This window comes from Amycolatopsis panacis (assembly GCF_003600245.1).
Lineage (GTDB): Bacteria > Actinomycetota > Actinomycetes > Mycobacteriales > Pseudonocardiaceae > Amycolatopsis > Amycolatopsis sulphurea.
Genome location: NZ_QZFV01000070.1, coordinates 20,759 through 43,851, shown reverse-complemented (window position 1 = coordinate 43,851; position 23,093 = coordinate 20,759). Strand labels below are relative to the sequence as shown.

The 23,093-nt window shown below is 70.4% G+C and carries 23 protein-coding genes; 14 read left to right on the top strand and 9 right to left on the bottom strand.

The features are described 5' to 3' along the window. Window positions 1-55: 55 nt before the first annotated feature. Window positions 56-1,180 (top strand): phosphoserine transaminase, encoded by a 1,125-nt coding sequence (serC, locus tag D5S19_RS10370; RefSeq protein ID WP_120023131.1) that lies wholly within the window; start codon window positions 56-58, stop codon window positions 1,178-1,180. A gap of 241 nt (window positions 1,181-1,421) precedes the next feature. Then, window positions 1,422-2,258: a septation protein SepH gene (gene sepH / locus D5S19_RS10365; RefSeq protein ID WP_120023130.1), complete on the top strand. Its 837-nt coding sequence runs from the start codon at window positions 1,422-1,424 to the stop codon at window positions 2,256-2,258. A 3-nt stretch (window positions 2,259-2,261) separates the two neighbouring features. Here the strand turns inward: sepH and D5S19_RS10360 are convergent, their stop codons facing one another. The 3 genes from D5S19_RS10360 to D5S19_RS10350 all read right to left on the bottom strand — a co-directional run bounded on the left by D5S19_RS10360 (window position 2,262) and on the right by D5S19_RS10350 (window position 4,246). Beyond that, window positions 2,262-2,615, bottom strand: a complete 354-nt coding sequence (locus D5S19_RS10360) for an MmcQ/YjbR family DNA-binding protein (protein ID WP_098513003.1) — start codon at window positions 2,613-2,615, stop codon at window positions 2,262-2,264. A gap of 18 nt (window positions 2,616-2,633) precedes the next feature. Continuing rightward, the gene (locus D5S19_RS10355; protein ID WP_120023129.1) at window positions 2,634-3,224 is read right to left on the bottom strand and encodes a DUF2537 domain-containing protein; all 591 of its coding nucleotides are present in this window, start codon (window positions 3,222-3,224) and stop codon (window positions 2,634-2,636) included. 215 nt (window positions 3,225-3,439) lie between these two features. After that, a complete protein-coding gene (locus D5S19_RS10350; protein ID WP_120023128.1) occupies window positions 3,440-4,246 on the bottom strand; it encodes a TrmH family RNA methyltransferase in 807 nt (268 codons plus the stop codon). A gap of 216 nt (window positions 4,247-4,462) precedes the next feature. On the opposite strand from D5S19_RS10350, the gene D5S19_RS10345 reads away from it, so the two are divergent. From D5S19_RS10345 to D5S19_RS10325, 5 genes are all read left to right on the top strand, one after another. Next, window positions 4,463-5,959, top strand: coding sequence for a glutamate-cysteine ligase family protein (locus D5S19_RS10345; RefSeq protein WP_120023127.1), 1,497 nt, complete (start codon window positions 4,463-4,465; stop codon window positions 5,957-5,959). A 49-nt stretch (window positions 5,960-6,008) separates the two neighbouring features. Continuing rightward, entirely contained in the window at window positions 6,009-6,614 is a 606-nt protein-coding gene (locus tag D5S19_RS10340; RefSeq protein ID WP_120023126.1) for a TetR/AcrR family transcriptional regulator, read from the top strand. An 84-nt stretch (window positions 6,615-6,698) separates the two neighbouring features. Beyond that, the gene (locus D5S19_RS10335; protein WP_120023125.1) at window positions 6,699-7,364 is read left to right on the top strand and encodes a biliverdin-producing heme oxygenase; all 666 of its coding nucleotides are present in this window, start codon (window positions 6,699-6,701) and stop codon (window positions 7,362-7,364) included. 175 nt (window positions 7,365-7,539) lie between these two features. Next, on the top strand, window positions 7,540-8,163 hold the full coding sequence (locus D5S19_RS10330; protein WP_120023124.1) for a superoxide dismutase: 624 nt from the start codon (window positions 7,540-7,542) through the stop codon (window positions 8,161-8,163). 98 nt (window positions 8,164-8,261) lie between these two features. Continuing rightward, window positions 8,262-9,074, top strand: a complete 813-nt coding sequence (locus D5S19_RS10325) for an arylamine N-acetyltransferase family protein (RefSeq protein WP_120023123.1) — start codon at window positions 8,262-8,264, stop codon at window positions 9,072-9,074. Between the two features lie 211 nt (window positions 9,075-9,285). On the opposite strand, the gene D5S19_RS10320 is transcribed toward D5S19_RS10325, so the two are convergent. Further along, window positions 9,286-10,482, bottom strand: a complete 1,197-nt coding sequence (locus D5S19_RS10320; RefSeq protein ID WP_120023122.1) for an MFS transporter — start codon at window positions 10,480-10,482, stop codon at window positions 9,286-9,288. Window positions 10,483-10,613: 131 nt separating this feature from the next. Further along, a complete protein-coding gene (locus D5S19_RS10315; protein WP_120023121.1) occupies window positions 10,614-11,045 on the bottom strand; it encodes a MarR family winged helix-turn-helix transcriptional regulator in 432 nt (143 codons plus the stop codon). Window positions 11,046-11,305: 260 nt separating this feature from the next. On the opposite strand from D5S19_RS10315, the gene D5S19_RS10310 reads away from it, so the two are divergent. Next, a complete protein-coding gene (locus D5S19_RS10310; protein WP_120023183.1) occupies window positions 11,306-11,533 on the top strand; it encodes a DUF2530 domain-containing protein in 228 nt (75 codons plus the stop codon). A gap of 87 nt (window positions 11,534-11,620) precedes the next feature. On the opposite strand, the gene D5S19_RS10305 is transcribed toward D5S19_RS10310, so the two are convergent. Both D5S19_RS10305 and D5S19_RS32995 read right to left on the bottom strand, forming a co-directional pair. Further along, complete coding sequence (locus D5S19_RS10305) at window positions 11,621-14,413, bottom strand: sacsin N-terminal ATP-binding-like domain-containing protein (RefSeq protein ID WP_120023120.1); 2,793 nt, start codon at window positions 14,411-14,413, stop codon at window positions 11,621-11,623. Further along, a complete protein-coding gene (locus D5S19_RS32995; protein WP_233573813.1) occupies window positions 14,410-16,263 on the bottom strand; it encodes a DUF3027 domain-containing protein in 1,854 nt (617 codons plus the stop codon). Before D5S19_RS32995 ends, D5S19_RS10305 begins: the two co-directional genes overlap by 4 nt. A gap of 90 nt (window positions 16,264-16,353) precedes the next feature. On the opposite strand from D5S19_RS32995, the gene D5S19_RS10295 reads away from it, so the two are divergent. The 3 genes from D5S19_RS10295 (at window position 16,354) to D5S19_RS10285 (ending at window position 19,717) form a co-directional block, all read left to right on the top strand. Further along, entirely contained in the window at window positions 16,354-17,088 is a 735-nt protein-coding gene (locus tag D5S19_RS10295; RefSeq protein WP_120023182.1) for a glutaminyl-peptide cyclotransferase, read from the top strand. A gap of 372 nt (window positions 17,089-17,460) precedes the next feature. After that, on the top strand, window positions 17,461-19,230 hold the full coding sequence (locus D5S19_RS10290) for an MFS transporter (RefSeq protein WP_120023181.1): 1,770 nt from the start codon (window positions 17,461-17,463) through the stop codon (window positions 19,228-19,230). 10 nt (window positions 19,231-19,240) lie between these two features. Continuing rightward, complete coding sequence (locus D5S19_RS10285; protein ID WP_233573811.1) at window positions 19,241-19,717, top strand: DUF2771 family protein; 477 nt, start codon at window positions 19,241-19,243, stop codon at window positions 19,715-19,717. Window positions 19,718-19,959: 242 nt separating this feature from the next. On the opposite strand, the gene D5S19_RS10280 is transcribed toward D5S19_RS10285, so the two are convergent. Further along, on the bottom strand, window positions 19,960-20,346 hold the full coding sequence (locus tag D5S19_RS10280; RefSeq protein WP_098515037.1) for a cold-shock protein: 387 nt from the start codon (window positions 20,344-20,346) through the stop codon (window positions 19,960-19,962). 133 nt (window positions 20,347-20,479) lie between these two features. On the opposite strand from D5S19_RS10280, the gene D5S19_RS10275 reads away from it, so the two are divergent. Further along, a complete protein-coding gene (locus D5S19_RS10275; protein WP_120023119.1) occupies window positions 20,480-20,725 on the top strand; it encodes a hypothetical protein in 246 nt (81 codons plus the stop codon). A 44-nt stretch (window positions 20,726-20,769) separates the two neighbouring features. On the opposite strand, the gene D5S19_RS10270 is transcribed toward D5S19_RS10275, so the two are convergent. Then, complete coding sequence (locus tag D5S19_RS10270) at window positions 20,770-21,390, bottom strand: HAD family hydrolase (RefSeq protein ID WP_120023179.1); 621 nt, start codon at window positions 21,388-21,390, stop codon at window positions 20,770-20,772. A 105-nt stretch (window positions 21,391-21,495) separates the two neighbouring features. Here D5S19_RS10270 and D5S19_RS10265 point away from each other — a divergent pair, with 105 nt between their 5' ends. Together D5S19_RS10265 and D5S19_RS10260 are read left to right on the top strand one after the other, a co-directional pair. Beyond that, window positions 21,496-22,107: a TetR family transcriptional regulator gene (locus tag D5S19_RS10265; protein WP_120023118.1), complete on the top strand. Its 612-nt coding sequence runs from the start codon at window positions 21,496-21,498 to the stop codon at window positions 22,105-22,107. Further along, window positions 22,104-23,075, top strand: a complete 972-nt coding sequence (locus D5S19_RS10260; protein WP_120023117.1) for a R2-like ligand-binding oxidase — start codon at window positions 22,104-22,106, stop codon at window positions 23,073-23,075. Before D5S19_RS10265 ends, D5S19_RS10260 begins: the two co-directional genes overlap by 4 nt. Window positions 23,076-23,093: the final 18 nt, after the last annotated feature.

The window sequence follows — 23,093 nt, the reverse complement described above, 5'->3', positions numbered from 1 at the left end:
CCGACGCCCACCCGCCGCTGTTACCTGGCCGATCCCGACCTGAGAGACTGGCCGCATGACCGACGCCGAGTTGACCATCCCCGCAGACCTCAAGCCGGCCGACGGCCGCTTCGGCTGCGGACCCTCGAAGGTCCGCGAAGAGCAGCTCGTCCGGCTTGCCGAATCCGGTTCCACCTATCTGGGCACCTCGCACCGGCAGAAGCCGGTCAAGTCGCTGGTCGGCCGCGTGCGGACCGGACTGTCCGAACTGTTCTCGCTGCCCGAGGGCTACGAGGTGATCCTCGGCAACGGCGGGACCACCGCGTTCTGGGACGCGGCCGCCTTCGGGCTGGTGCGCGAGCAGGCGCAGCACTTCACCTACGGTGAATTCTCCGCGAAGTTCGCGACCGTGACGAACAAGGCGCCGTTCCTCAAGGACTCCGTCGTGGTCAAGGCCGACCCGGGCAGCGCGCCGGAGATCGCCTACCAGGCTGGGGCGGACCTGGTCGGCTGGGCGCACAACGAGACCTCCACCGGCGTCGCGGTGCCGGTCCGCCGCCCGGCGGGCAGCGAGGGCGCGCTGGTCGCGATCGACGCCACCTCGGGTGCCGGCGGTCTGCCGGTCAAGGCCGAGGACTTCGACGTCTACTACTTCGCGCCGCAGAAGTCGTTCGCCGCCGACGGCGGGCTGTGGATCGCGCTCGCCTCGCCCGCGGCGATCGAGCGGATCGGCGAGGTCGGCGGCGGGGACCGCTGGATCCCCGAGTTCCTCTCGCTCACCACCGCGCTGGACAACTCGCGCAAGGACCAGACCTACAACACCCCCGCGGTGGCCACGCTCTTCCTGCTCGCCGAGCAGATCGAGTGGATGAACGGCCAGGGCGGGCTCGCCTGGACCACGGCGCGCACCAAGGAGTCCTCGGGCCGGCTCTACGAATGGGCCGAGAAGACCTCTTACACCACCCCGTTCGTCACCGACCCGGCGCTGCGCTCGCAGGTCGTGGGCACCGTCGACTTCACCGACGAGGTGGACGCCGCGGCGGTGGCGAAGGTGTTGCGTGCCAACGGGATCGTGGACACCGAGCCGTACCGCAAGCTGGGCCGCAACCAGCTGCGCGTCGGCCTGTTCCCGGCCATCGACCCGGACGACATCACCCAGCTCACCCGCTGCATCGAATACGTCGTCGACCACCAGTCCTGATCAAGGCTGTGAAGGGCACCTTCACGGACTCTGCGTCCGTGAAGGTGCCTTTCACAGCCTTCAGCTTTCAGCCTTTCGTGACGGAACGTGTTCGGCGTGTCACGACCGGGGCATAGCGATGGGGCTGGAAGATAACCCTTGGCGGTGGCAGACCGCGGACGCCTCGGCGCGCCTCGCACGTCAAGCCGACGCGCCGTTCTACCGTGGACACCCACAAAGGTGAAGACCGGGGAGGCGAGAAATGCGGGCACTGCGGGTGGTCGGGCTGCACGAGGACGGGAAGTCCATCGTGCTCGAAGACCCGGCGAGCCGGACCCGCTTCCTGCTCCCCGCGGACGAGCGGCTACGGGCAGCGGCGAGGGGGGACATCGCCCGGCTGGGCCAGATCGAGATCGAGTTGGAGAGCCAGATGCGGCCACGCGAGATCCAGGCGCGAATCCGCGCCGGCGAGTCCGTCGACCAGGTCGCGAGCAGTGCGGGCGTGTCGGTGCAGCGGGTGGAGCGGTTCGCCTATCCGGTGCTGCTGGAGCGTTCGCGCACCGCGGAGCTGGCCCAGAGCGCGCACCCGGTCCGCGAGGACGGCCCGGACGTGCAGACGCTCGGCGAGGTCATCGCCTACGCCTTCGGTGTGCGCGGGCACGACTACAACCAGGCCCAGTGGGACGCCTGGCGCGGCGACGACGGCAAGTGGGTCGTGGTGCTGCGCTGGAAGGCCGGGCGGTCGGACAACCGGGCGCACTGGTCGTTTTCCCCCGGCGCGCACGGCGGCACCGTGCACGCGCTCGACGAGAACGCCGAAGTCCTGCTCAACCCCAACTCCTACCGGCCGCCACGCACCGTGCGCGCGCTGGAGCCCGCTCGCGAGGCGGTCGTGCAGCCGACCCTCGACTCGGCCGAGGAAGTACTGGCCATCGAGGCCCCCGAAAAGCCGAACGGGGAGGCCGACACGCGCGAACTCCCGCGTGTGCCCAGCGACGAGGACGGCGCCGAGCAGCCGCCGGTCAAGCCGAAGAAGAACCATCCGATCGTGCCGTCCTGGGAGGACGTGCTGCTCGGGGTCCGCACCCAGCGCGGCTGAGCGTCAGCCGTCCACGAGGGCGGCCAGCGATTTCGGCGCCACCTGGCGGTAGGCCTCGCGCACGATCGAGGCCACCTCGGTCCAGTCGACGTCCACGTCGAGGCGCACGCCGAGCCAGCCGCGGTGGCCCACGTAGGGCGGGCGGAAGAACCGGTCCGGCTCGGTGCGCACCAGTTCCTCCTGCGCCCCGGGCGGTGCCGGGCACCAGAACGCGAGCCGGTCGTCGTGATGCCGGTCGGCGAACATCACGAACGTCTTGCGGTCCCGCACGAACCAGGTCGGCTCGCCGTGGCTGAGCCGTTCGGTGGCCTCGGGCAACGCGAGGCATAGGGCGCGCAGTTCGTCCAGCGGTGCCATCGGCCCAGTATCGGTGGCTCAGAGCACCGTCGCCAGCACCCCGACCCAGGCCAGCACGAGCCCACCGGCCGCGCCGAACACGGCCCAGCGCAGGATCAGCACGCGACGGCCAAGCCACAGCGAGGGCGCGACACCACCGGTCACCACGAGCGCGGCTATGGTCGCGAGCCAGCCGTTCGTCTCACGGGCGAGCGTGCCGGCAAGCGCGAGCATGCCGACGACGACCACGACAGCGGAGAACAACGAGACCGTCAGCCCGGTGAACCACGGCGTCGGCTCGCGGCGGCGCGGAGGACGGCGCACCATCGGCGGACGAAGTGGCGGCTCGACCACGATCTCGGCCCCGGTCACCGGATCGGCGAACCGCACCGGGGTGCCCAGCACCGTGGACAGCCGCGCGGCGAGCTGACGTCCGCGCTGGGTGACCACCACGTGGGCGGCGTCCATCCCCGGCTCGGCCCGCGCCACCGCGGACGCGACCCGCGCCCACTCGTGCAGCGCCTGCGCAAGATCGGCACCGATCGCCAGCCGCCCCGGATCGACCTCCTGCAGGTCTGCCCCGCCAGGCCTGGCGAGCACCGCGCGATCGCCCCGGATCCGCAGCTCCATGGTGTCCTTCCGCGCCGGGAATCGTCGCCGGACAGCTTAGTGGGGCCGCTCGGCAGAGGCAGGTCGGAAGGTGGGGCGGCTCGCGGCTCGGCCGGTGTGGCGGCGGTGAAGGGTCCCTTCACGGACTCTGGGTCCGTGAAGGGACCCTTCACAGCCCTTCCCGCGCCCCCAGAGCGAAAGCGTCGGCGAAAGCGGGCACCACGGCAAGGCAGGGTTCAGGCCGTGGTCACCTCGTGGAAGGCGACGGCCGCCGCGGTGGCGACGTTCAGCGAATCGACCCCGGACACCATCTCGACCCGCACGGCGAGATCGGCCGCCGCGATCGCCTCCTCGCTCAGGCCCGGTCCCTCCGCACCGAGCATCAGCGCGATCGGGCCGGGCACCTTCGACCGCAGGCCGCGCAGGGGCACCGAATCCGGCCGAGGGGTGAGCGCGGCCACCCGGAAACCATGATCGCGCAGCACCGCCAGCCCGCCGGGCCAGCTGTCGAAGGTCGCGAACGGCACGCGCAGCACGTGCCCCATCGAGACGCGTACACTGCGCCGGTAGAGCGGATCGGAACAGCCGGGGCCGAGCAGCACCCCGTCCACGCCGAGCGCGGCCGCGTTGCGGAAGAGCGCGCCGAGATTCTCGTGATCGCCCACACCTTCCAGCACAGCAAGCACTTCCGCGCGATCCACGACTTCGGCCACCCCGGGCGGCGACGGCCGGTCCGCCACCGCAAGCACCCCGCGGTTGAGATGGAAGCCCACCACGTCGGCCATGGTCTCCGCGGAGGTCACGTACGCCGGCACGGCCAGCGCGGCGAGATCGTCTTCCAGTTCCCGGATCCGGCGTTCGACGCCGAGCAGCGCCCGCACCGGGTAGCGCGACGCGAGCAGCCTGCCGACCACCACCGTGCCCTCGGCGATCACCAGGCCTCGTCCGCCGGGGCGGTCCGGGCGTCGGTCCGCTGTGGACAGGTCGCGGAAATCGTCGAGCCCCGGATGCGTGCGGTCGTCGGTGAAGATCAGTTCAGCCACAACGGACAGTGTCCCATCCGCGCACAGCGGTGCCGGCTGGTCCGAACGTCTCGCGCGCGGTGGTACGAACGGCGGATTTTCGCGGACGGTCAACCCGGCGTGACAGAGAGCACCAGTTTGGCCGCTAGCCCCGGCGTACGCGCTGTGCAACCGTGGTCGGCCTGGCAGTCCCCGCCCAGGAACATCCGCGGACAGCAGTCTAGGAGCGCGTCACACATGGGTACGGATCTATCGGCCACTCCTCGCCTTCTCGACCGCGGCCGGTACCGCCGCAAGGTGCAACGGTGTCTGGACACCCTTGCCCGCATGCTCACCGATGGCAGTTTTTCCTTTCCTCGCAAGAATATCGGTCTCGAGGTGGAGCTGAATCTGGTGGACCAGCGACTGCGCCCGTCGATGAGCAGCTCGGCGGTACTGGACGCATTGGACGATCCCTCGTTCACCACCGAACTCGGTCAGCACAACCTGGAACTGAACGTGCCGCCGCGGCCACTGGCCGGGGATTCGGCGCTGCAGCTGGAAAATGATCTGCACGCCTACCTCGGCAAGGCGGCGGGCACGGCGGGCGGCACCGGCGTCACGCTGGCCATGATCGGCATCCTGCCCACGCTCGGGCAGGAGCACTTCGACCAGAAATGGCTCACCAACAAGGCCCGCTACTCGACGCTCAATGACGAGATCTTCGCCGCCCGCGGTGAGCGGATGGCGCTGGTGATGGACGGCGCCGCGTTACCCGGCGCGCAGCCGGAACGCCTGCGCAGCTATGCGGAATCCATTCTTCCGGAAGCCGCCTGCACGTCGGTGCAGCTGCACCTGCAGGTGGCTCCCGAGGAGTTCGCCGCGCACTGGAACGCCGCGCAATGCCTGGCGGGCGCCCAGATCGCGCTCGCCGCGAACTCGCCTTTCCTGCTGGGCAAGGCATTGTGGCACGAGACCCGGATCCCGTTGTTCCAGCAGGCCACCGACACCCGGCCCGAGGAGCTGAAGAACCAGGGCGTGCGGCCGCGGGTCTGGTTCGGCGAGCGCTGGATCACCTCGATCTTCGATCTGTTCGAGGAAAACGTCCGCTACTTCCCCGGCCTGCTGCCCGAAACCGACACCGAGGATCCGCTCGAAGCGCTGGAATCCGGGCAGGCGCCCCGGCTTTCCGAGCTGCGCATGCACAACGGCACGATCTGGCGCTGGAATCGTCCGGTCTACGACGTGGTCGACGGCCTGCCGCACCTGCGCGTGGAGAATCGCGTGCTGCCCGCCGGGCCGACGGTGGCCGACGTGGTCGCGAACGCCGCGTTCTTCTACGGCGCGCAACGCGCGCTCGCCGAGGAGGAGCGCCCGATCTGGACGCAGATGTCCTTCCAAGCCGCGGAAGAGAACCTGTATTCGGGCGCACGCAACGGCTTCGACGCGCAGCTGTACTGGCCGGGCATCGGCTGGGTGCCGCCGGACGAGCTGGCCCTGCGCGTGCTGCTCCCCCTGGCGCACGAGGGCCTGCGCCGCTCCGACGTCTCCGACGAGGCACGCGTGCGTTACCTCGGCATCATCGAACGCCGGTGCCTCGCCAGGCGCAACGGCGCGAGCTGGCAACGGGAGTACGTCCAGCGCGCCGAAGCCCGTGGCGCCGACCGGGACACCGCCCTGAACCGGATGCTCGGCCGGTACCTGGAACTGTCGGAGATCGGCGAGCCGGTACACACCTGGCCGCTCGCGGACTGAACCCACCGCGCCCCTTCCCCTACAGTGTCTCCGGAAGGGAGTGACCCGAATGCCCAAGGTGCTCGGCGGATCGCTCGAAGCGCACCGCCGCGAGGTGCGCACGCGGGTGTTCGAGGTGCTGCGCGTTCAGCTCTACGAGCGCGGGTTCGACGCGATCACTCTGGCCGGCGTCGCCGCGGCGGCGGGCGTCGGCCGGAGTGCGTTGTACAACCACTTTCCGGACAAGGAAAGCCTGCTCGTCGCGTTCGTCGAAGACGAATCGGCCCGGTACGTCGAGCGGCTGCGCGAGGCCGTGGAAGCGGAGACGGACCCGGTCGCGCAGCTGGCCGCCTTCGTCCGGTTGCAGTTGCGCGTGCTCGCCGAGCACCATCTGCCACCGGGCACCGCGCTGGAATCCGCGCTCGCCCCGTCGGCCTACCGGCGGATCAGCGCGCACGGCGATCCGATCGCCGGAGTGCTGCGGACGGTGCTGCTCGCCGGGGTCGACGCGGGCAGCTGGCCCGCCCAGGATGTGGACGTGGTGATCCCCATGATCACCGCTGCGCTGGGCAGCCGTCAGGTGATCGACGTGCCCCCCGGCCGGCTGGCCGAGGTGATCGACACCGCGATCCGGTTCGTGCGGCAGGCGATCGGCTCGGCGGAACTTCCCGGCTGATCCCCGATTCAGGCTGGCCTAAGCCGGGATTCCGGCCTACAGTCTTTCTGACAGCTTGTCAGATCGACCGCCGGAGGGGCCGCCATGCAGGTGACCGCAGACGTCGACGCATCCCCGTTCTCCCAGCGCCTGCGCGCCTCCACCTGGCCGGTGCACCAGCGGGCCAACCATTCCCGGTACATGAGCGCCCTGTTCGGCGGGGAGCTGCCGCTGGCCGGCTACACCCGGCTGGCCGTCCAGTACTACTTCATCTACCGGGCGATCGAGCGTGCCAGCGACGCGATGGCCACGGACGCGGTCGGCCGCGAATTCGTGTTCGACGAGCTGCGCCGGCTGCCTTCGCTGGAACGGGACCTCGGGTACCTGGCCGGCCCGGACTGGCGCGACACGATCCGGCCGTTGCCGGCCACCGAGGCCTACACCGCGCGGATAGCCGAGGCCTCCGGCTGGGCCGGCGGCTACGTGGCCCACCACTACACCCGCTACCTCGGCGACATCGCCGGCGGCCAGGCCATCCGGCGGCTGCTGGAGAAGAAGTTCGACCTCGCCGAGGAGGGCGCGCACTTCTACCACTTCGACCTGATCGGCAGCGCGCCCGCGTTCCGCGACCGGTACCGGGCGAAACTGGACCAGGCGCCGTGGAGCGAACAGGACCACGCACGGGTGATCGGCGAGTGCACCGTGGCGTTCGAACACAACATCGCCGTCTTCGACGAACTGGCCGCCGAGCTGGAGCTGACCGGCGCATGAACCGGGTCACAGACCGTTGACCTCGTGCCAGGTGGAGGTATGAGGCTCGGTTTGACACCACCCGCGCCCGGGTAAGCCGACCTTGTCCCACGATGTCGCCCCCGTTCGCCGGGAACACCGGTGTGCTACTAGGTTCGACCGTACGAACTTGCGTCGAAGACAGTTAGGAGGGCCCATGGCCCGCTACGAGCTGCCCGAACTCGACTACGACTACGGCGCCCTCGCGCCGCACATCTCGGGCGAGATCAACGAGCTGCACCACAGCAAGCACCATGCCGCCTACGTCAAGGGCGCGAACGACACGCTGGACAAGATCGCGGCCGCACGCGAGGCGAACGACTTCGGCTCGATCGTCGGCCTGGAGACCACGCTGGCGTTCAACCTGGCCGGGCACGCCAACCACGTGATCTGGTGGAAGATCCTGTCCCCGGAAGGCGGCGACAAGCCGACCGGTGAGCTGGCCGCCGCGATCGACGAGGCATTCGGCTCGTTCGACAAGTTCAAGGCCCAGTTCACCGCGGTGTCCACCACGATTCAGGGCAACGGCTGGGGCGCACTGTCCTGGGACCCGATCGGCAAGACGCTGATCACCCAGCAGCTGCGCGACCACCACAACAACCTGATCCTGCCGACCACGCCGATCCTGCTGGTCGACGTGTGGGAGCACGCGTTCTACCTGGACTACAAGAACGTGAAGCCGGACTACGTCAAGGCCCTCTGGAACATCTTCAACTGGGCCGAGATCAGCAAGCGGTTCGAGAACGCCGTGGCCGGCGGCAACGGCCTGCTGCTGGGCTGAGCACAGCAGTTTGCACCGAACGGGGTTCCTCCGCGCCGGAGGGGCCCCGTTCGTATTTCGCTTGACCTCCAGTGCACTCAAGGTGTGAGAGTGGGGCCATGGATGTCGACGCCTACCTCGCCCGCCTGGACCTGCCGGTGCCCGCCGCGGCCGACCTGGCCGCCCTGCGCGTGCTACAGGAGCGACACCTGACCCGGGTCCCCTTCGAAAACCTGAGCCTGCACCTCGGCGAGACGATCGAACTCACCGAGGCCGCGCTGTTCGACAAGATCGTGCTCCGCCGCCGGGGCGGGTTCTGCTACGAGCTGAACGGCCTGTTCGCCGCGCTGCTGCGGGCGCTCGGTTTCGAGGCGACGCTGCACGCGGCCCAGGTCTACGGCCCGGACGGGACACCCGGGCCGCCGCTGGACCACGCCTGCGTGCTCGCCCACCTCGACGGCGAACTGTGGCTGGCCGACGTCGGCTTCGGCCGGTTCAGCAAGCAGCCGCTGCGGCTGTCCGCGGTGGAACCACAGCCGGACGGCGAGTGCGAGTACCTGCTGCTCGACGCGGAGCACGGCGACGTGGACGTGCTCCAGGACGGTCAGCTCCTGTACCGGCTGGAACGCCGCCCGCGCCGGCTGTCCGACTTCCTCCCGATGGCCTGGTGGCAGTCGACCTCGCCGGATTCGCACTTCACGCAGAACCTCACCTGCTCCCGCCTGACCACGCAGGGCCGCGTGACGTTGTCCGGCACTCACCTGATCGAGACCGTCGACGGCGAGCGGCACGAACTGGACCTGCCCGACGAGCAGGCGGTGCGGCTGGCCTACCGCGTGTACTTCGGCATCCGGCTCACCCGGCTGCCGGTACCACCCCGCGAACACCCCTTGACGGCCCCGGCGCCGAACCCGACCATGAACCCGTCCTGACCCGGCACCCGTGCATGAACGGAGCCCCGGCACCCGGGGGTTCCCAGGTACCGGGGCTCCGTCCGTTCCCGAACTGACTGCCGCTCCCACCACGAAGCGGATACCCATAAGGTTAGCCTAACCTCATACGTTCCGCAAGTCGATGATCGATCAAAGCTGTGAAGGGACCCTTCACAGCCTCAGCGTCCGTGAAGGGTCCCTTCACAGCCGTTCAGCGGCGGCGGATCAGCACCAGAGCGCAGACCACCGCGGCGATCAGCGAGAGCCCGCCGCCGAGGTAGAACGGCGAACGGCCGCCGAAGGTCTCGGCCATCCAGCCGGTCATCGGGCCGCCGATCGGGTTGCCGCCGATCAGCACGAGCACGTAGAGACCCATCACGCGACCCCGCATCTCCGGCGACACGGACGTCTGCACCAGGGTGTTCGCCGTGTTCAGGAAGGTGATCGTGGCGAAGCCGAGCGGGATCAGCCCGATGCCGAAGGCGAGGTAGGTCGGCATGAACGCGGTGATGACCTCGAACAGGCCGAGCAGTGCGCCGGACAGCACCAGCAACCGCACCCGTGGACGGCCCCTGGTCCCGCGCCGGGCAGAGGCCAGCGCGCCGGTGAACGTGCCGACCGCGACGAGCGTGGACAACAGGCCGTAGCCGTCGGCCTCGGTGTGGAACACGTTCGCGGCGACGATCGGCAGCGAGGTGAAGTAGGTGATCCCGAACGTGCTGACGAAGAACATCAGCACCATCACGGTGATCAGATCGGGGCGGCGGCGCACGTAGCGCAGGCCTTCGCGCAGCTGCCCCTTCCCCCGCGGCACGGCCGGGCCGCGGAACAGCTTCGCCGGATTCATCAGCGCGAGCCCGCTGATCACCGCGACGGTGCTGGCCGCGTTGGCGATGAACAGCCAGCCGGTGCCCACCCAGGTGATCGCGAACCCGGCGATCGCCGGGCCGACGATGCGCGCCATGTCGAAGATCGACGAGTTCAGCGCCACCGCGTTGGCCACCTGGTCGCGGCCGACCATCTCGGCCACGAACGACTGCCGTGTCGGCACCTCCATCGCGGAGGTGATGCCGAGCAGCACGCACAGCACGTACACGTGCCACAGCTGCGCCACCCCGGCCAAGTCGAGTACGCCGAGCAGCACGGCCTGCACGCAGTTCGCCGACTGGATGATCATCAGCAAGCGCCGCTTGTCGACCCGGTCGGCCAGCACCCCGGCCCACAGCGACAGCAGCAGCGTCGGCGTGAACTGGCAGGCGACCGCGATGCCGAGCGCCACCGGGTCGTTGCCGGAGAGGGTGAACACCAGCCAGTCCTGCGCGATGCGCTGCATCCAGGTGCCGATGTTCGAAATGACCTGGCCGCTGAAGAACAGCCGGTAGTTGCGCACCCGCAGCGAGGAGAACATGCCGTGGCGGCGGAGATCCGGTGGTTCGGCGGATCGGGGGTGGCCGGGTGGCGCGGACGGCGGTGCCGCCTCCCGGGTAGCGTTGGTTTCGGCCGGACGTCCTGTTTCGCTACCCGTCGTGGTCACCTGTGCTAGTTCCCCGCCATCCTGTCGATGATCTCCGCGGCCCGGGCGAGCACTTCGCGCTCGTCCTCACCCAGTTCGGCCAATTGCCGGTCCAGCCACACCTCCCGCACCGAGATGGCCTCGCGCACGTAGGCCAGCCCGTCCGCGGAAAGCTCGACGATGGCCTGCCGGCCGTCGGTCGGATGCGGGCGGCGCTCAAGGAAGTCCTTGGCCTCGAGCGCGGCGATCACCCTCGTCATCGAGGGCGGCTGGACGCCTTCCTTCGCGGCCAGCTGACCCGGGGTCAGCGGACCGCATTTGTACAGGGTGGACAGCGCGGCGATCTGCGTCAGCGAGACGTCGTCGCCCACCCGCTGTGCCCGCAGCCGGCGGTTGAGCCGGACCACTGCGAGGCGCAGGCGGCCCGCCAGGGAGCGCTCGTGCGGATCGCCGGACATATAGTTAGCATACCTCACGAACAGTGGAGATCATCCGCGAGTGAGCGGATCCGCCGTGGTCAGGACAACGCGGACGGAATCGGGCCGACCACGCCGCCGCGGATCTCCCGGCCGGTGCTCGACCCGCGTCAGCCGATCCTGAAGAACCGGCGCCGCCTGCCGCGCGCGCTGCTCCACCATTTCCCTGCCTGCCTCGCGGCCGGTCCGGGTAGGCTGCACCCGTGGATGAACCGACCGGCGCCCCGGACGCTACGGACTCGTTGCGGCACACGCCGGAGCTGCCCAAGCGGCTGACCGACCTGACCCCGGTGGTGATGGTGGGGACCGCGCTCTGGCTCGGCGCCCTGATCGTGCTGTTCTTCGTCACACACGGGGTGTGGGTGCAGACCGCGCTCGCCGGCGTCGTGCTCGGGCTGATCGGCTTCGGCATCATCTTCTGGCAGCGCGCAGCGGCTCGGCGCGGGTCGAAGTCGGCTCAGCGCCTCTAGCTCGGGCCGGTTCCCCGCATTCCGGTCGGCCGCACACCCTCGCGGAATCGCGGTGGCCGGTTCAGCTCCGTTCAGCCCACCGCCGGTTCAGTTCAGCAGTGTGTGCGGTGCCGGGTCCTCCAGCAGCGCGGTGATCCGGTAGCGATCGGCCCATCGCCCGGTCGCCGAGGCGAATGCTCTGGCCAGCCCTTCCGAGGTGTCCGCGGCGTGCAGGCGATCGTCGGACCACCAGGGGACTTCGTGGCGGACGCCGTCGACGGTCACGGTCAGCGGGTCGTGCAGGATCAGCCCGCCGTCGGGCAGGGGCAGGCCGAGCAGGTCGGCGACGAGCCCGAGCGCGGGCAGGTCGGCCCACGCCACGTATTCACCCTCGCTGGTCACCTCGGCCGGCAGGCCACTCGCGAGGGGCAGGTCGAGCAGCTCGGCCAGCCGCTCCGGATCCTGGGGGGCGACCACCATCCGGCCGGGTTCGAGCGCCGCGGCGAACCACGGCGCGTCGAGCACCACGGCGTCCTCGGTCACCGTGCCGTCCGCGGCCCGGACCCGGGCCGGGGCGTCGAGTTCGGCCACGTCGACCGGCGCCGCGGCCAAAGCGGCGTGCGCGCGGGCGATCAGGCCGGGTGCGAGGGTGCGGGCCGGGTCGCCGAGGCGGTCGAGCAGGTCGGTGACGTCCTCGGGGGTGGCCAGTTCGAGTCCGGTCCGCACCCCGGTGACGAGCAGCAGATCGTCGGTGAGGCCGAGATCCGGGACCACGTCGTACAGGCCGGTCAGCCCGGTGGCCGAAGGCATCCGCCAGGCGCTCGGCGGTTCCCCGGCCAGCAGCGCGTACCGGGCGAGCCACCACGCCGCGTGCCCGTCCGGGGTGTGCAGCGCCTGCCAGGTCTCGGGGCGTGCGGCGAGCAAGCGCAGGGCGGCGGGCCAAGCGTCGTCGGCGACCAGATCGAGATCCCGCACCGCGACGACGGTGGCCGGTTCGGCGGCTTCCCACCACAGGTCCTCGTCCGGCAGATCATGGTCCGGCTCGTGCGGCTCCTCGTCACCGACCACGGCGAACGAATCGAGCACCCCGGTGGCCACGAGCGTGCCGGATGGCCAGTCCCCGGCGAATTCCTCGTCCAGCACGGAAAGTGCGCCCTCGGATTCGAACACCTCGGGGTCGAACACGTCGAGCAGCGGGGAGGCGGGCAGCACTACCTCGTCCGCCCGGCGCCAACCGTCCTCAGTGGGCAGTGCGAGCGCACCCGCCCAAGATGGTGCCTGGTCACCGGAATCGGCGATGAGCCGGAGGACAGCGCCGGCCAGCACTATTCCGTCCAAACCGGACCGAACGTCGGCGACGCTGTTTTCCACCGCGTACTTCAGCTGTTCCGATTCGAGCAGCTGCTTCGCGTCGGCATGCTTGGCGCCCAGCCGTTCCAGCAACGGGTGCGCCGCGTCCGGATGCACCAGGCGCAGCCCCGGAACGTCCACATCGGACATAAGTTCGAGTAGTTCCCCACTGCCTTCGACCAGCAGCGCACCACGTACGCCGGGGAGGGTACGTCCGTCCGACAGCGGCACCGGCAGACCTTCGAGCTGCGCCGGCGCGAGCGCGTGACTCTCCACTCCCTCGGCGAGCACCGCGTAGACCTTGCGCCACCACTCCGGTTCACGATCGATTCCGGTCAACAGCTCCAGCGCGTCACTGATTCCCCACGCCTGCACGGAAATCGGCTTCAGCAGACGGAGAACCGACGGGGGCGCGGCAACCAGGCCCGGCACGACGTCGGCAAGCAACCCGGGCAACCCCGGCAGGTCGACGTCGAGCATCCTGGCCTGGCGACCGGAAACCAGCTCTCCGTCCACAGTGGTCAGCCAAGACTCCTCGGCAAGCTTCGCGACGACCAGCTCGCCAAGCTCGGCGTCCACAGTGGATCTTGGGAACCCGGCCGCGGGCACCAACGTGAACCGCCGCTCCGGCGCCACGGCGCGGACCAGACCGACGTACTCCCCAGCCGCTGTGCGCAGGGCTTCGTCGAGTTCCGGCCCGGGCAGCACCCGGCGCCGCGACGGCTCCAGCGGTACCGCCGCGATCAACCGGGCAGGTAGAGAAAGCCCTTCGTCCGTGGGAGTCGGCGCATGCAGCACGTCTTCGGCACGGGGAAGCGGGATTCCGTCGTCGTCCACCGGCACCGCCCACGGACCGTGGGTCAGCCAGTGCTCAGCCCCCTGCGGCCCACTGATCCGTACCGTCTCCGCACCCGATCGGGTCCACACGCGACCGTCCACTTCGGCCTCGGCGAGCCACGGAAGAGCAAGCAGCAGATCGCCGATCTCTCCGGCGAGTTCGTCAAGCAGCGCCGGTGCCGGCTCGCGCAACGGAAGCCGGATCTCAGTGTCGTACCCGGCAGGCGGCTCTTCCTCGACCGGAAACGGCAGCCGCAGCACCGGCACGTCCCCGTCCCGGCCGGACTCCTCCCGAGTGCGGCGAGCGGAAAACCCGACCCCGCCGGTGGTCGAGACCACCCGCGGCTCGTCGGTCACCGTGCGGACCGCGGCGAACCCGATCCCGAACCGTCCGACCGCCCCGAGCCGGTCCTTCCCGGACGCCCGCAACGAGGCCAGCGACTCGACCCCGCGCGCGTCCAGTGGTGCCCCGGTGTTGGCGAACCGCAGCTCACCGTCCACAACGGACACCCGAATCCGCCCCGGCACCCCCGCGGCCTGCGCCGCGTCGGCCGCGTTCTGCGCCAGCTCGACGAACAGCCGATCCCGGTAAGCGCCTACCCGCAGGTCCCGCTCGGCATTGGCGTCCTCGGTGAACCGCGTCGGCGAATCCCGCCAGGCCGCCAGTACGGCCGCCCGCAACCGCTCCGTCCCGAACGGATCAGCCCCGTTCACCGGGCGGCGTCGTCACCGGAAGCGCCCGGCGCACGCTCCACTTCGGACACGCCGCTACCCGCCGACGCGCCCTCGGAACCAGTAGCCACGTCATCGCTGTCCGGCGTGCCCGCGGAGGCGCCGCTCTCCGCGCCCGCAGACGCGTCAACACCTTGCCCGAAAGCGCTCTCGCCGCCCTGCGACCCACGCACGCCACCCTCCGGCGCGCCGACGCCTTGCCCGGCTTCCGTCCCCGCGGATTCGGCAGGTGCTTCGCCCGCGTCGCCGGATTTCGCCGCTGAAGCTTCCGCGGCACCGCTGGATTCCGCCGCCGAGATGTCCCCGGCGACGTCGGATCCCTCCGCCACGGAGGTTTCCCCGGCACTCTGGGGCGCATCCGCCGCCAACGCTTCCCCGGCACCGCGAGATGTCTCCGCCACCGCGGCACCGCCAGGCTCCACCGCCACCACGGCTTCCTCGGCACCACGGGGGGTCTCAGCCACTGCGGCTTCCTCGGCATCGCCGGACTCCGCACCGGCACCAGATGTCTCACCAGCCACGGGTACCTCAGCGTCACGCACCGGCGCCTCAGCCACCGGAGCCTCACCAGTCGTCGACTGCTCCCCGATCGCAGGCTCTTCGATGTCACTCACCGGAACCCCGGCGGCAACTCCGGGCACTTCGCCCGCAGCAGGCACCGCAACCGCAGCCGACGCAGCGGCCCCGGAAGCACCCGCCGGCGCTGCAGCCTCTGCCTCACCGGCCACCGGCGTCACACCAGTAACAGCGGACCCCTCAGCACCAGCCGATCCGGCCGAAGCGTCGGAAGCCCCAGCAGCAACCTCTGTCCCCTCAGCGCCTGCCGCATCAGCCGGAACCGGCGCAACACCCGACTCGGTACCCGCCACAACCTCAGCCGCATCCGCCGTAGCCGCATCCACAGCAGCAGCCGACGCTTCAGTCGGACCCGCCGTAGCGGCGGCAACAGCCGACGCCTCAGCCCCGGCAACGTCAGCCCCGAAAGCCGCAGCAGCACCCCCGGCAGCCCCTTCCGGCCCACGCTCAGCTACCGACTCCCCGGCCGACCCCGCACCCGACTCCACCGAAGGCTCCGGAGCAGGGCTGAAGTCGATCAGCGAATCGTCGTACACCAGCTCGGCCACCGGGACCGAGGAGGTGACCTCGACCTCGATCTCGGAATGGGCGCCGCAGCCGTACTGGACGTCCACGACGTGGCCGTCGGCGGGCGCGATGTCGTTCGCGCAGGCGCCGAAGGCGGCGCGCAGGGAACCGGCGAGCGGGACGAAGAAACCGCAGGTCCCGCAGGTCGCGGGGGCGCTGCGGGCCATGTCGGAGCGGGGGCCGAACTCGCCGTCGTGCCAGCGGGCGGCGGCGTCCAGCCGGCCGGGCCGGGACAGCACGTGCACGCGGCCGAGGCCCGCCTCCAGCGCCGCCTCCTCCACCGCCGGGTCGTCCGACGCGAGGTACCCGGGCACGATCCGCGGGTCGTCCTTGCCGGTCGGGAACAGATCGCCGACCCCTAGGTCACCGGCCCGCACCCGCCTGTCCCAGGGCACCCAGGCGGGCGCCACCAGCGCCGCCGGGCCGGGCCGCAGGCACAGCTCGCTCACCGTGACCGGTTCGTCGGGGCCGGCCACCGCGACCGTGACCGACCAGCGCCAGCCGCGGTACCCGGGCACCGCGGCCTCGAACAGGTGGCTCGCCGAAACGGCGTCTTCCCGCTCCACGCCGACGTGCTCGCCGACCTGATCAGCCGGCGCGTCCGCCAGCACGGCTGCCCGCGCGACATCGCCGGCCTCGGCCAGCTTCCGGTGGAGAGAGCCGTCGTCCAGGGTCAACAGCAGCGTCATACCGTCAATTGTGCCGCACGCATCCGCGGCACCCGTGCCAGGCTGTTGCTCGTGCACACCCGGAACGTCCTGCCGCTGCTGGCCATCGCGATGCTCGGTGGTTGTGCCGGGACGCAGGCCGCGCCCACCCCACCCGAACAGCTGACGGTCGAGGTCCTCGGGACGCTGCCGCACGACCCCACCGCGTTCACCGAAGGCCTCGAATTCTCCGGCGGCACGCTGTACGAAAGCCGCGGTCTGGCCGGCCGCTCCGCGCTGACCTACGGGCCGGCAGGCGGGCAGCCGGTCGCACAGGCGGCACTGCCATCGCCGCTGTTCGCCGAGGGCATCACCGTGCTCGGCCCGACGCTGTGGCAGCTGACCTGGCAGGACGGCGTGGCCATCGAACGCGACTCGAAGACGCTCGCCGAGCTGCGCCGGGTCTCCTACGAGGGCGAAGGCTGGGGCCTGTGTCACCAGCCGAACGGCCGACTGGTCATGAGCAACGGGTCGGCGGAGCTGACGTTCCGTGACCCGCAAACGTTTGCGGTGACCGGCTCCGTCGAGGTCGGCCAGGACCAGCTCAACGAACTCGACTGCGTTGGTGACACGGTGTATGCGAACGTATGGCGCACCGGCACCATCCTGCGCATCGACGCCGCGACCGGGCGGATCACCGGCCGGATCGACGCGAGCCGGTTGCGTACCCCGGTCAACCCCGACGAAGACGTGCTCAACGGCATCGCCGCGATCCCCGGCACGGACGAGTTCCTGCTCACCGGGAAGCTGTGGCCAACGGCTTTCCGCGTGAAGTTCCTCCCGGAAAATCGGCAAACCGGCACGTGAGCGGGCGGAACGGCACCCCGATGAGGCAGGATTGAACCCGTGGCTCTCTTCGGTTCGCGCTCCGGCTCCGGCGGCCCCCTCGGTGGGCGGCCGGGCAAAGGCCGTGGCCGCAAGGGCAAACGCCGCTGGACCCCGGAGCCCGACTCCCCGCAGGCCCGCTCCTGGCGCGACGCATCCCACCCGGCCAAGCTGGACCAGGCGGTCGACCCGCGCACGCGGCGAGTGCGGCCGGACGAGCACCTGCCGCCGGAGCGTCCCCGTGCCGAGCCGAGATACGTGCAGCGCCCCGAACCCGACCGCGCACCCGCCGAGCCGAACCAATCGCGCTCCGGGAACGTCGCCGCCGAGCAGCCACGCGCCCGGCCGGAGCGGATCCCCGCGGACCCGCCGCCCGGCAGCCCCGCGGAGTTCGCCGCCGAAACACAGGTCGCCGCGGCGAGCCCGGGCCGTACCGAGCGCGTGCGACCGGAGTCGCGCAGTCCGTTCTACGACGACCACCCATACGAGACCACCGCCGGCGAAGCACCCACCGATGAGGTCCCGATGGGCCGCCGGACGACGCCACCGCGTGGGGCCCGGCCCTACCCGCCGCGTGACTACCGCACCGAGCCGGCCCGTCCGCGGCCGGTCGACGACCGTCCCGGCAGCGGCGAGTACGAGCACTACGGCACCGGTGGCTACGCCAGTGAGCCGAGGGTCGGGCCGGACGTGGAAGAAGACTCACCCACCACGGCGATCCCGGGCGCCGGGTCGGTGCCGAAACTGCCGAAGAAGCTCACCGTCACGCGGGTGGCCGCGCTGCGCGGCCGTCAGCTGAGCGGTAAGGCCGTCGGCATGTTCCAGCGGGCCACCAAGGCCGACGGCGCGGACGAGTCCGGGCTGACCTCGCTGATGTACGCGGTGATGCTGAACTACGCCAGCGACGCGGCAATGGCCGTCGCACTGGCGAACACCCTGTTCTTCGCCGCCGCGAGCGGGGAGAGCAAGGGCAAGGTGGCGCTGTACCTGCTGATCACGATCGCACCGTTCGCGCTCGTCGCGCCAGTCATCGGCCCCGCGCTGGACCGGATCCAGCGCGGACGGCGGCTGGCCATGTGCCTCGCCTCGATCGGGCAGGGCCTGATGGCCGTCGTGATGGCGCTGCACTTCGACGACTGGCTGCTCTACCCGGCCGCGCTCGGCATGATGGTGCTGTCCAAGTCCTTCACCGTGCTGAAGGCCGCGATGACCCCGCGGGTCGTGCCGCCGGAGATCACGCTGTCGAAGACCAACGCGCGGGTCACCGTGTTCGGATTGATCGCCGGCGGGGTTTTCGGCGCCATCGCCAGCGGCGTGAGCGCACTCACCAATTCCTCGGGTGCGCTGTGGTTTACCGCGGCGATCTGTGTGGCCGCCGCCGTGCTGTCGATGCGGATCCCGGCATGGGTCGAGGTGACCGAGGGCGAGGTGCCCACCTCGCTGTCCGCGCATCCCGAGCCGAAGCAGCGCAGGCAACGCCAGCCGATGGGGCGGCACATCGTGGTCTCCTTGTGGGGCAACGGTTCGGTGCGCGTGCTCACCGGATTCCTGATGATGTTCGCGGCCTTCGCGGTCAAGGCACAGACCGAAGGCAGCGGGCACAGCCCGTTCGTGCAGCTGCTGCTGCTCGGCGTGATCGGCGTCGCGGCCGGGGTGGGTGGGTTCATCGGCAACGCGCTGGGCTCGCGGCTGCAGTTCGGGGCGCCGGACCAAGTGGTCCTCGGCTGTGTGGCGGCCACCACTCTCAGCACGCTCGTCGCGACCCTGCTGCCCAGCCTGATCACCGCCGCGATCGTCGGCCTCGTCGGGTCGACGGCCAGTGCGCTGGCGAAGGTCAGCCTCGACGCGGTGATCCAGGAGGACCTGCCGGAGCAGTCGCGGGCGTCCGCGTTCGGCCGTTCGGAAACGGTGCTGCAGCTGGCCTGGTGCTTCGGCGGTGCGGTCGGCCTGCTGCTGCCGCCCACCTACTGGATCGGCTTCCTGGTGGTCACGCTGCTGCTGGCGGTCGGGCTCGGGCAGACCTTCCTGGTGCGCCGCGGTGGTTCGCTGGTGCCGGGTCTGGGCGGGAACCGCCCGCTGCGGCCGGAGCCGACCGGCAGCTTCGCCGCACCGGGCCGCCGGTAATCTTCGGGGCATGCGACGTTCCCGTGTGGTGGCCATGCTCGCGGCCGGTGGTTTGGCGGTGGCCGGCTGCTCCGCGCCGGGACCGGCCGAGGTGACCTTCTACGGCGACGGGCACACCATCCGCACCGCCCCGATCGGCAACTGCGACCTGAAGACCGGCGTCTGCTCGGCCAATCCTGGCGCGGCGGGCACGCTCAAGGTGCGGCCGGGCCGGTCGGTGCAGATCTCGGTGCCCAAGGAGGTCGCGGAGACGCCGTGGAAGGTCACCGTGCAGTACGTGAACAGCAAGGGTCAGCCCCAGCCGCTGCAGGAGGCGATCATCACCTCGGGCGACCGGTACGCCTACACCGCGACCCCGCCCGCGAAGGACGACCAGATCGTGGTCGTGGAGATCGCCCAGGCCTCGGTGATCAGCCGCACCGGCGACCCGAACGACGCCGAGCCGATCACCACCGCACTCTGGTCCCTGCAAGTCCGCCCGAACTGACCACTTCCCCGCGCTGAAGGGCTGAGAAGGGACCCTTCACAGCCTCAGCGACCAGGGCCCCGGCAAAGTTGGTCGGGGGCCCGGCAGTGGGCGATGCGGAGGTGTGTGCGACCACCTCGTGGCGTGCGCCGGACCGGTTTCGGGTCTGTGAAGGGTCCCTTCACGGACCTCTACACCGACTTTGCCGACACCCTGGCCTCAGCGACCGTGGAGGTTCCCTTCACAGCCTTGAAGCCGGGTGATCACGGGTCGAGGTCGCGCGCGACGGCGCGCATGATCTCGGCGATCTGCTTGGTGTGCTTGCGATCCGGGTACCGGTTGCGGCGAAGGTCGGGCTGCACCTTCAGCTCCAGCAGCTTGATCATGTCCTCGACGAGCCCGTGCAGCTCCTCGGCCGGACGACGGCGCGCCTCCGCCACCGACGGCGGCGGATCGAGCAAGCGGACGGAGAGTGCCTGCGGCCCCCGGCGTCCGTCGGCCACGCCGAACTCGAGCCGCTGGCCGGCCTTGAGCCCCTCGACGCCCTGGGGCAGCGCGGCCTTGCGGATGTAGACGTCCGCGCCGCCGTCCTGCGTGACGAACCCGAACCCCTTCTCCGCGTCGTACCACTTGACCTTGCCGGTCGGCACTTCCCTCACCAATCCTTCTGCTGTGCTGCTCACGACGAACGCGCCCCGGGCGTACCCGAGGCGCGCGTTCACCCCCAGCCTATCTCGCCACATGCTCTGGGGAGAAGCGGATACGGCGGTTACCCTCGGCCTCATGGAAAATGCAGGGACGCAGACCGGCAAGCCGTTACTGATGCGGATCGGCATCGGCCTGTTCGCCATCGGCATGGCCGCGGTACTGGCGGTGTTCGTGCTGTTCGCCGCCGGGATGGAGAACCTGCCGATCTGGCTGAGCGCGGCCGCCGGGGTGATCACGCCGCTCGGGCTGCTCCTCGGGCTGATCGCGCTGGTCCGCGAGGCCCGCACCGCCAAGACCCCCAAGACCGCCGAGACCGGCTGACCCGGTCGCCGGCGATTCACCGCGTCACCCGGTAGAGCAAGCCGTCAGGCGGCCCGGCCGGTGAAGCGGGCGGCGAACCACTCCGGGAACTCCGCCAGCGAGTCGAACACCACCTCGGCGCCCTCCGCGGCCAGCTCCGCGCGGGCGCACGGGCCGGTGGCCACCGACACCGCGATCGCGCCTGCCGCGCGGGCGCCGCGGATGTCGCCCACGTGGTCACCGACGTAGACCTTCGCCTGGTGTTTCAGCAGGGCTTCCGCCTTGGCTGTGGACCACAGTTCGCCGATCACCTCGTCGGCCGCCAAGTTCAGCGCGTCGAGGTGCAGCCGCGCGTTCGGGGCGTACTTCCCGGTGACGACGATCGCGCGGCCGCCTGCCTCCCGCACCGCGTGCAGCGCCTCGGCCGCGCCGGGCAGCGCGATCGTGACCGGTACGACGATCTCCGGGTAGGTCGCCCGGAACCGGTCGATCAGCCACGGGATCCGCTCCTCGGGCGCATCGAACCCACGCAACGTGTCATCCAGCGGCGGGCCGAGATTCGCGGCGAACTGCGCACCGTCGAACGGGAGACCGGCTTCGGCGCCCAGTGCGTCCATCGCCGCGGCCATCCCCGGGCGCGGATCGATCAGTGTCATGTCCAGGTCGAACCCCACAGTCACTCCCACGAGGCCACGGTAACCGGCCGCACCGACAATCCCGGCAGCGCTGTACACAGTGGCCAATCAGGTAAAGTTCCTTGACGCACTGCCAGGCCGTGTCAAAGTAGGAGCGTGACCAGTTTCACGGAGCGCACCAGGGCTTCGCTGCGCGAAGCCCTGCTCGACGCGGCGGCCGAACTACTCCCCGACCACGGGCACCGGGCGTTGCGGATGGCCGACGTCGCCGCGCGGGCCGGCGTGAGCAGGCAGACCGTCTACAACGAATTCGGCAGCAAGGCCGCGCTCACCCAGGCGGTCGCACTGCGCACCGCGGCGGAATTCCTCGACGGCATCCACCTGAGGTTCGAAAACGCCGAAAGCCTGCCCGCGGGCATCCGCGACGCAGTGGTCTATACAATCGAACACGCCCGGGAGAACCGTCTGGTCGCCGCGGCGCTCGGCACCGACGCCGGGGAAGACCTGCTCCCGCTGTTGACCTCCCGCGGCGAACCGATCCTCACCGCCGCGGTCGAACTGGGGACCCGGCACTACCTGAAGCTCGCGCCGCAGCTGTCCGCCGAATCCGCCGCACTGCTGGCGGAGACGGTGGTGCGGCTCTCGCTGAGTCACCTAGTGCTGCCCACGCATTCCGCGGCCGAGGCGGCGGAGGCAGTGGTGGCCGTGGTCACCCCCGCGATCGACCTGTTTGTCCACAATGGAGCCAAACCGAAGGGCCAGTCATGACCGAGACACTTCCCGAGCTGCGCAGCGGATTCTCCTCGCTGCGCGAGGGCGGGCTCCACTGGGATTCCTTCCCCCTGCGCCTGTTCGTCAAGGGCAACAAGAAGTTCTGGAACCCGGCGGACCTCGACTTCAGCCGGGAGCGCGAGGGCTGGGAGACGCTCACTCCCGAGCAGCAGCGCTCCGCCACCTACCTGGTCGCCCAGTTCATCGCGGGTGAGGAGGCGGTCACCGAGGACATCCTGCCGTTCCTGCGGGCAATGTCGGCGACCGGCCGATTCGGCGACGAGATGTACCTCACCCAGTTCTGCTTCGAGGAAGCCAAGCACGTCGAGGTGTTCCGGCGCTGGATGGACGCGGTCGGGCTGACCACCGATCTGCACCCCTACGTCGCGGAGAACCCGCACTACCGCAAGCTATTCTACGAAGAGCTGCCGCAGTCACTGCGTGCGCTGGAAGACGACCCCAGCCCGCTCAACCAGATCCGCGCCAGCGTCACCTACAACCATGTGGTCGAGGGCAGCCTGGCGCTCACCGGCTACTACTCGTGGCAGCTGATCTGCACGCAGAAGCAGGTCCTGCCCGGCATGCAGGAACTGGTGCGCCACATCGGCGACGACGAGCGACGGCACATGGCCTGGGGCACCTTCACCTGCCGCCGGCACGTCGCCGCGGACGACTCCCTGTGGGACGCGGTGCAACAGCGGATGGGCGAGCTGCTGCCGAGCGCGCTCGGCATGATCGAGTGGGTGAACGGCCAGTTCGAGGAGAGCCCCTTCGACAACGACCCGCAGGAGCTGCTCAATTACGCGGCCGACCGCGCGCAGCGCAGGCTCGGCGCCATCGAATCCGCGCGGGGCACCCCGGTCGAGCAGATCGACCTCGACTACTCGCCGGAGCAGCTGGAGGACACCTTCGGCGAGGAGGACGAGAAGGCGCTGGCCGAGGCCGCCGCCGCAGCCGGCGCCTGATCCCGTCTTGTCCGAAGT

What these genes read in the sequence shown, in the direction of transcription:
- serC (WP_120023131.1), top strand. Translation starts at nt 56, where the DNA reads ATGACCGACGCCGAGTTGACCATCCCCGCAGACCTCAAGCCGGCCGAC.
- sepH (WP_120023130.1), top strand. Translation starts at nt 1,422, where the DNA reads ATGCGGGCACTGCGGGTGGTCGGGCTGCACGAGGACGGGAAGTCCATC.
- D5S19_RS10360 (WP_098513003.1), bottom strand. Translation starts at nt 2,615, where the DNA reads ATGGCACCGCTGGACGAACTGCGCGCCCTATGCCTCGCGTTGCCCGAG.
- D5S19_RS10355 (WP_120023129.1), bottom strand. Translation starts at nt 3,224, where the DNA reads ATGGAGCTGCGGATCCGGGGCGATCGCGCGGTGCTCGCCAGGCCTGGC.
- D5S19_RS10345 (WP_120023127.1), top strand. Translation starts at nt 4,463, where the DNA reads ATGGGTACGGATCTATCGGCCACTCCTCGCCTTCTCGACCGCGGCCGG.
- D5S19_RS10340 (WP_120023126.1), top strand. Translation starts at nt 6,009, where the DNA reads ATGCCCAAGGTGCTCGGCGGATCGCTCGAAGCGCACCGCCGCGAGGTG.
- D5S19_RS10335 (WP_120023125.1), top strand. Translation starts at nt 6,699, where the DNA reads ATGCAGGTGACCGCAGACGTCGACGCATCCCCGTTCTCCCAGCGCCTG.
- D5S19_RS10330 (WP_120023124.1), top strand. Translation starts at nt 7,540, where the DNA reads ATGGCCCGCTACGAGCTGCCCGAACTCGACTACGACTACGGCGCCCTC.
- D5S19_RS10325 (WP_120023123.1), top strand. Translation starts at nt 8,262, where the DNA reads ATGGATGTCGACGCCTACCTCGCCCGCCTGGACCTGCCGGTGCCCGCC.
- D5S19_RS10320 (WP_120023122.1), bottom strand. Translation starts at nt 10,482, where the DNA reads ATGTTCTCCTCGCTGCGGGTGCGCAACTACCGGCTGTTCTTCAGCGGC.
- D5S19_RS10315 (WP_120023121.1), bottom strand. Translation starts at nt 11,045, where the DNA reads ATGTCCGGCGATCCGCACGAGCGCTCCCTGGCGGGCCGCCTGCGCCTC.
- D5S19_RS32995 (WP_233573813.1), bottom strand. Translation starts at nt 16,263, where the DNA reads ATGACGCTGCTGTTGACCCTGGACGACGGCTCTCTCCACCGGAAGCTG.
- D5S19_RS10295 (WP_120023182.1), top strand. Translation starts at nt 16,354, where the DNA reads ATGCTCGGTGGTTGTGCCGGGACGCAGGCCGCGCCCACCCCACCCGAA.
- D5S19_RS10285 (WP_233573811.1), top strand. Translation starts at nt 19,241, where the DNA reads ATGCGACGTTCCCGTGTGGTGGCCATGCTCGCGGCCGGTGGTTTGGCG.
- D5S19_RS10275 (WP_120023119.1), top strand. Translation starts at nt 20,480, where the DNA reads ATGGAAAATGCAGGGACGCAGACCGGCAAGCCGTTACTGATGCGGATC.
- D5S19_RS10260 (WP_120023117.1), top strand. Translation starts at nt 22,104, where the DNA reads ATGACCGAGACACTTCCCGAGCTGCGCAGCGGATTCTCCTCGCTGCGC.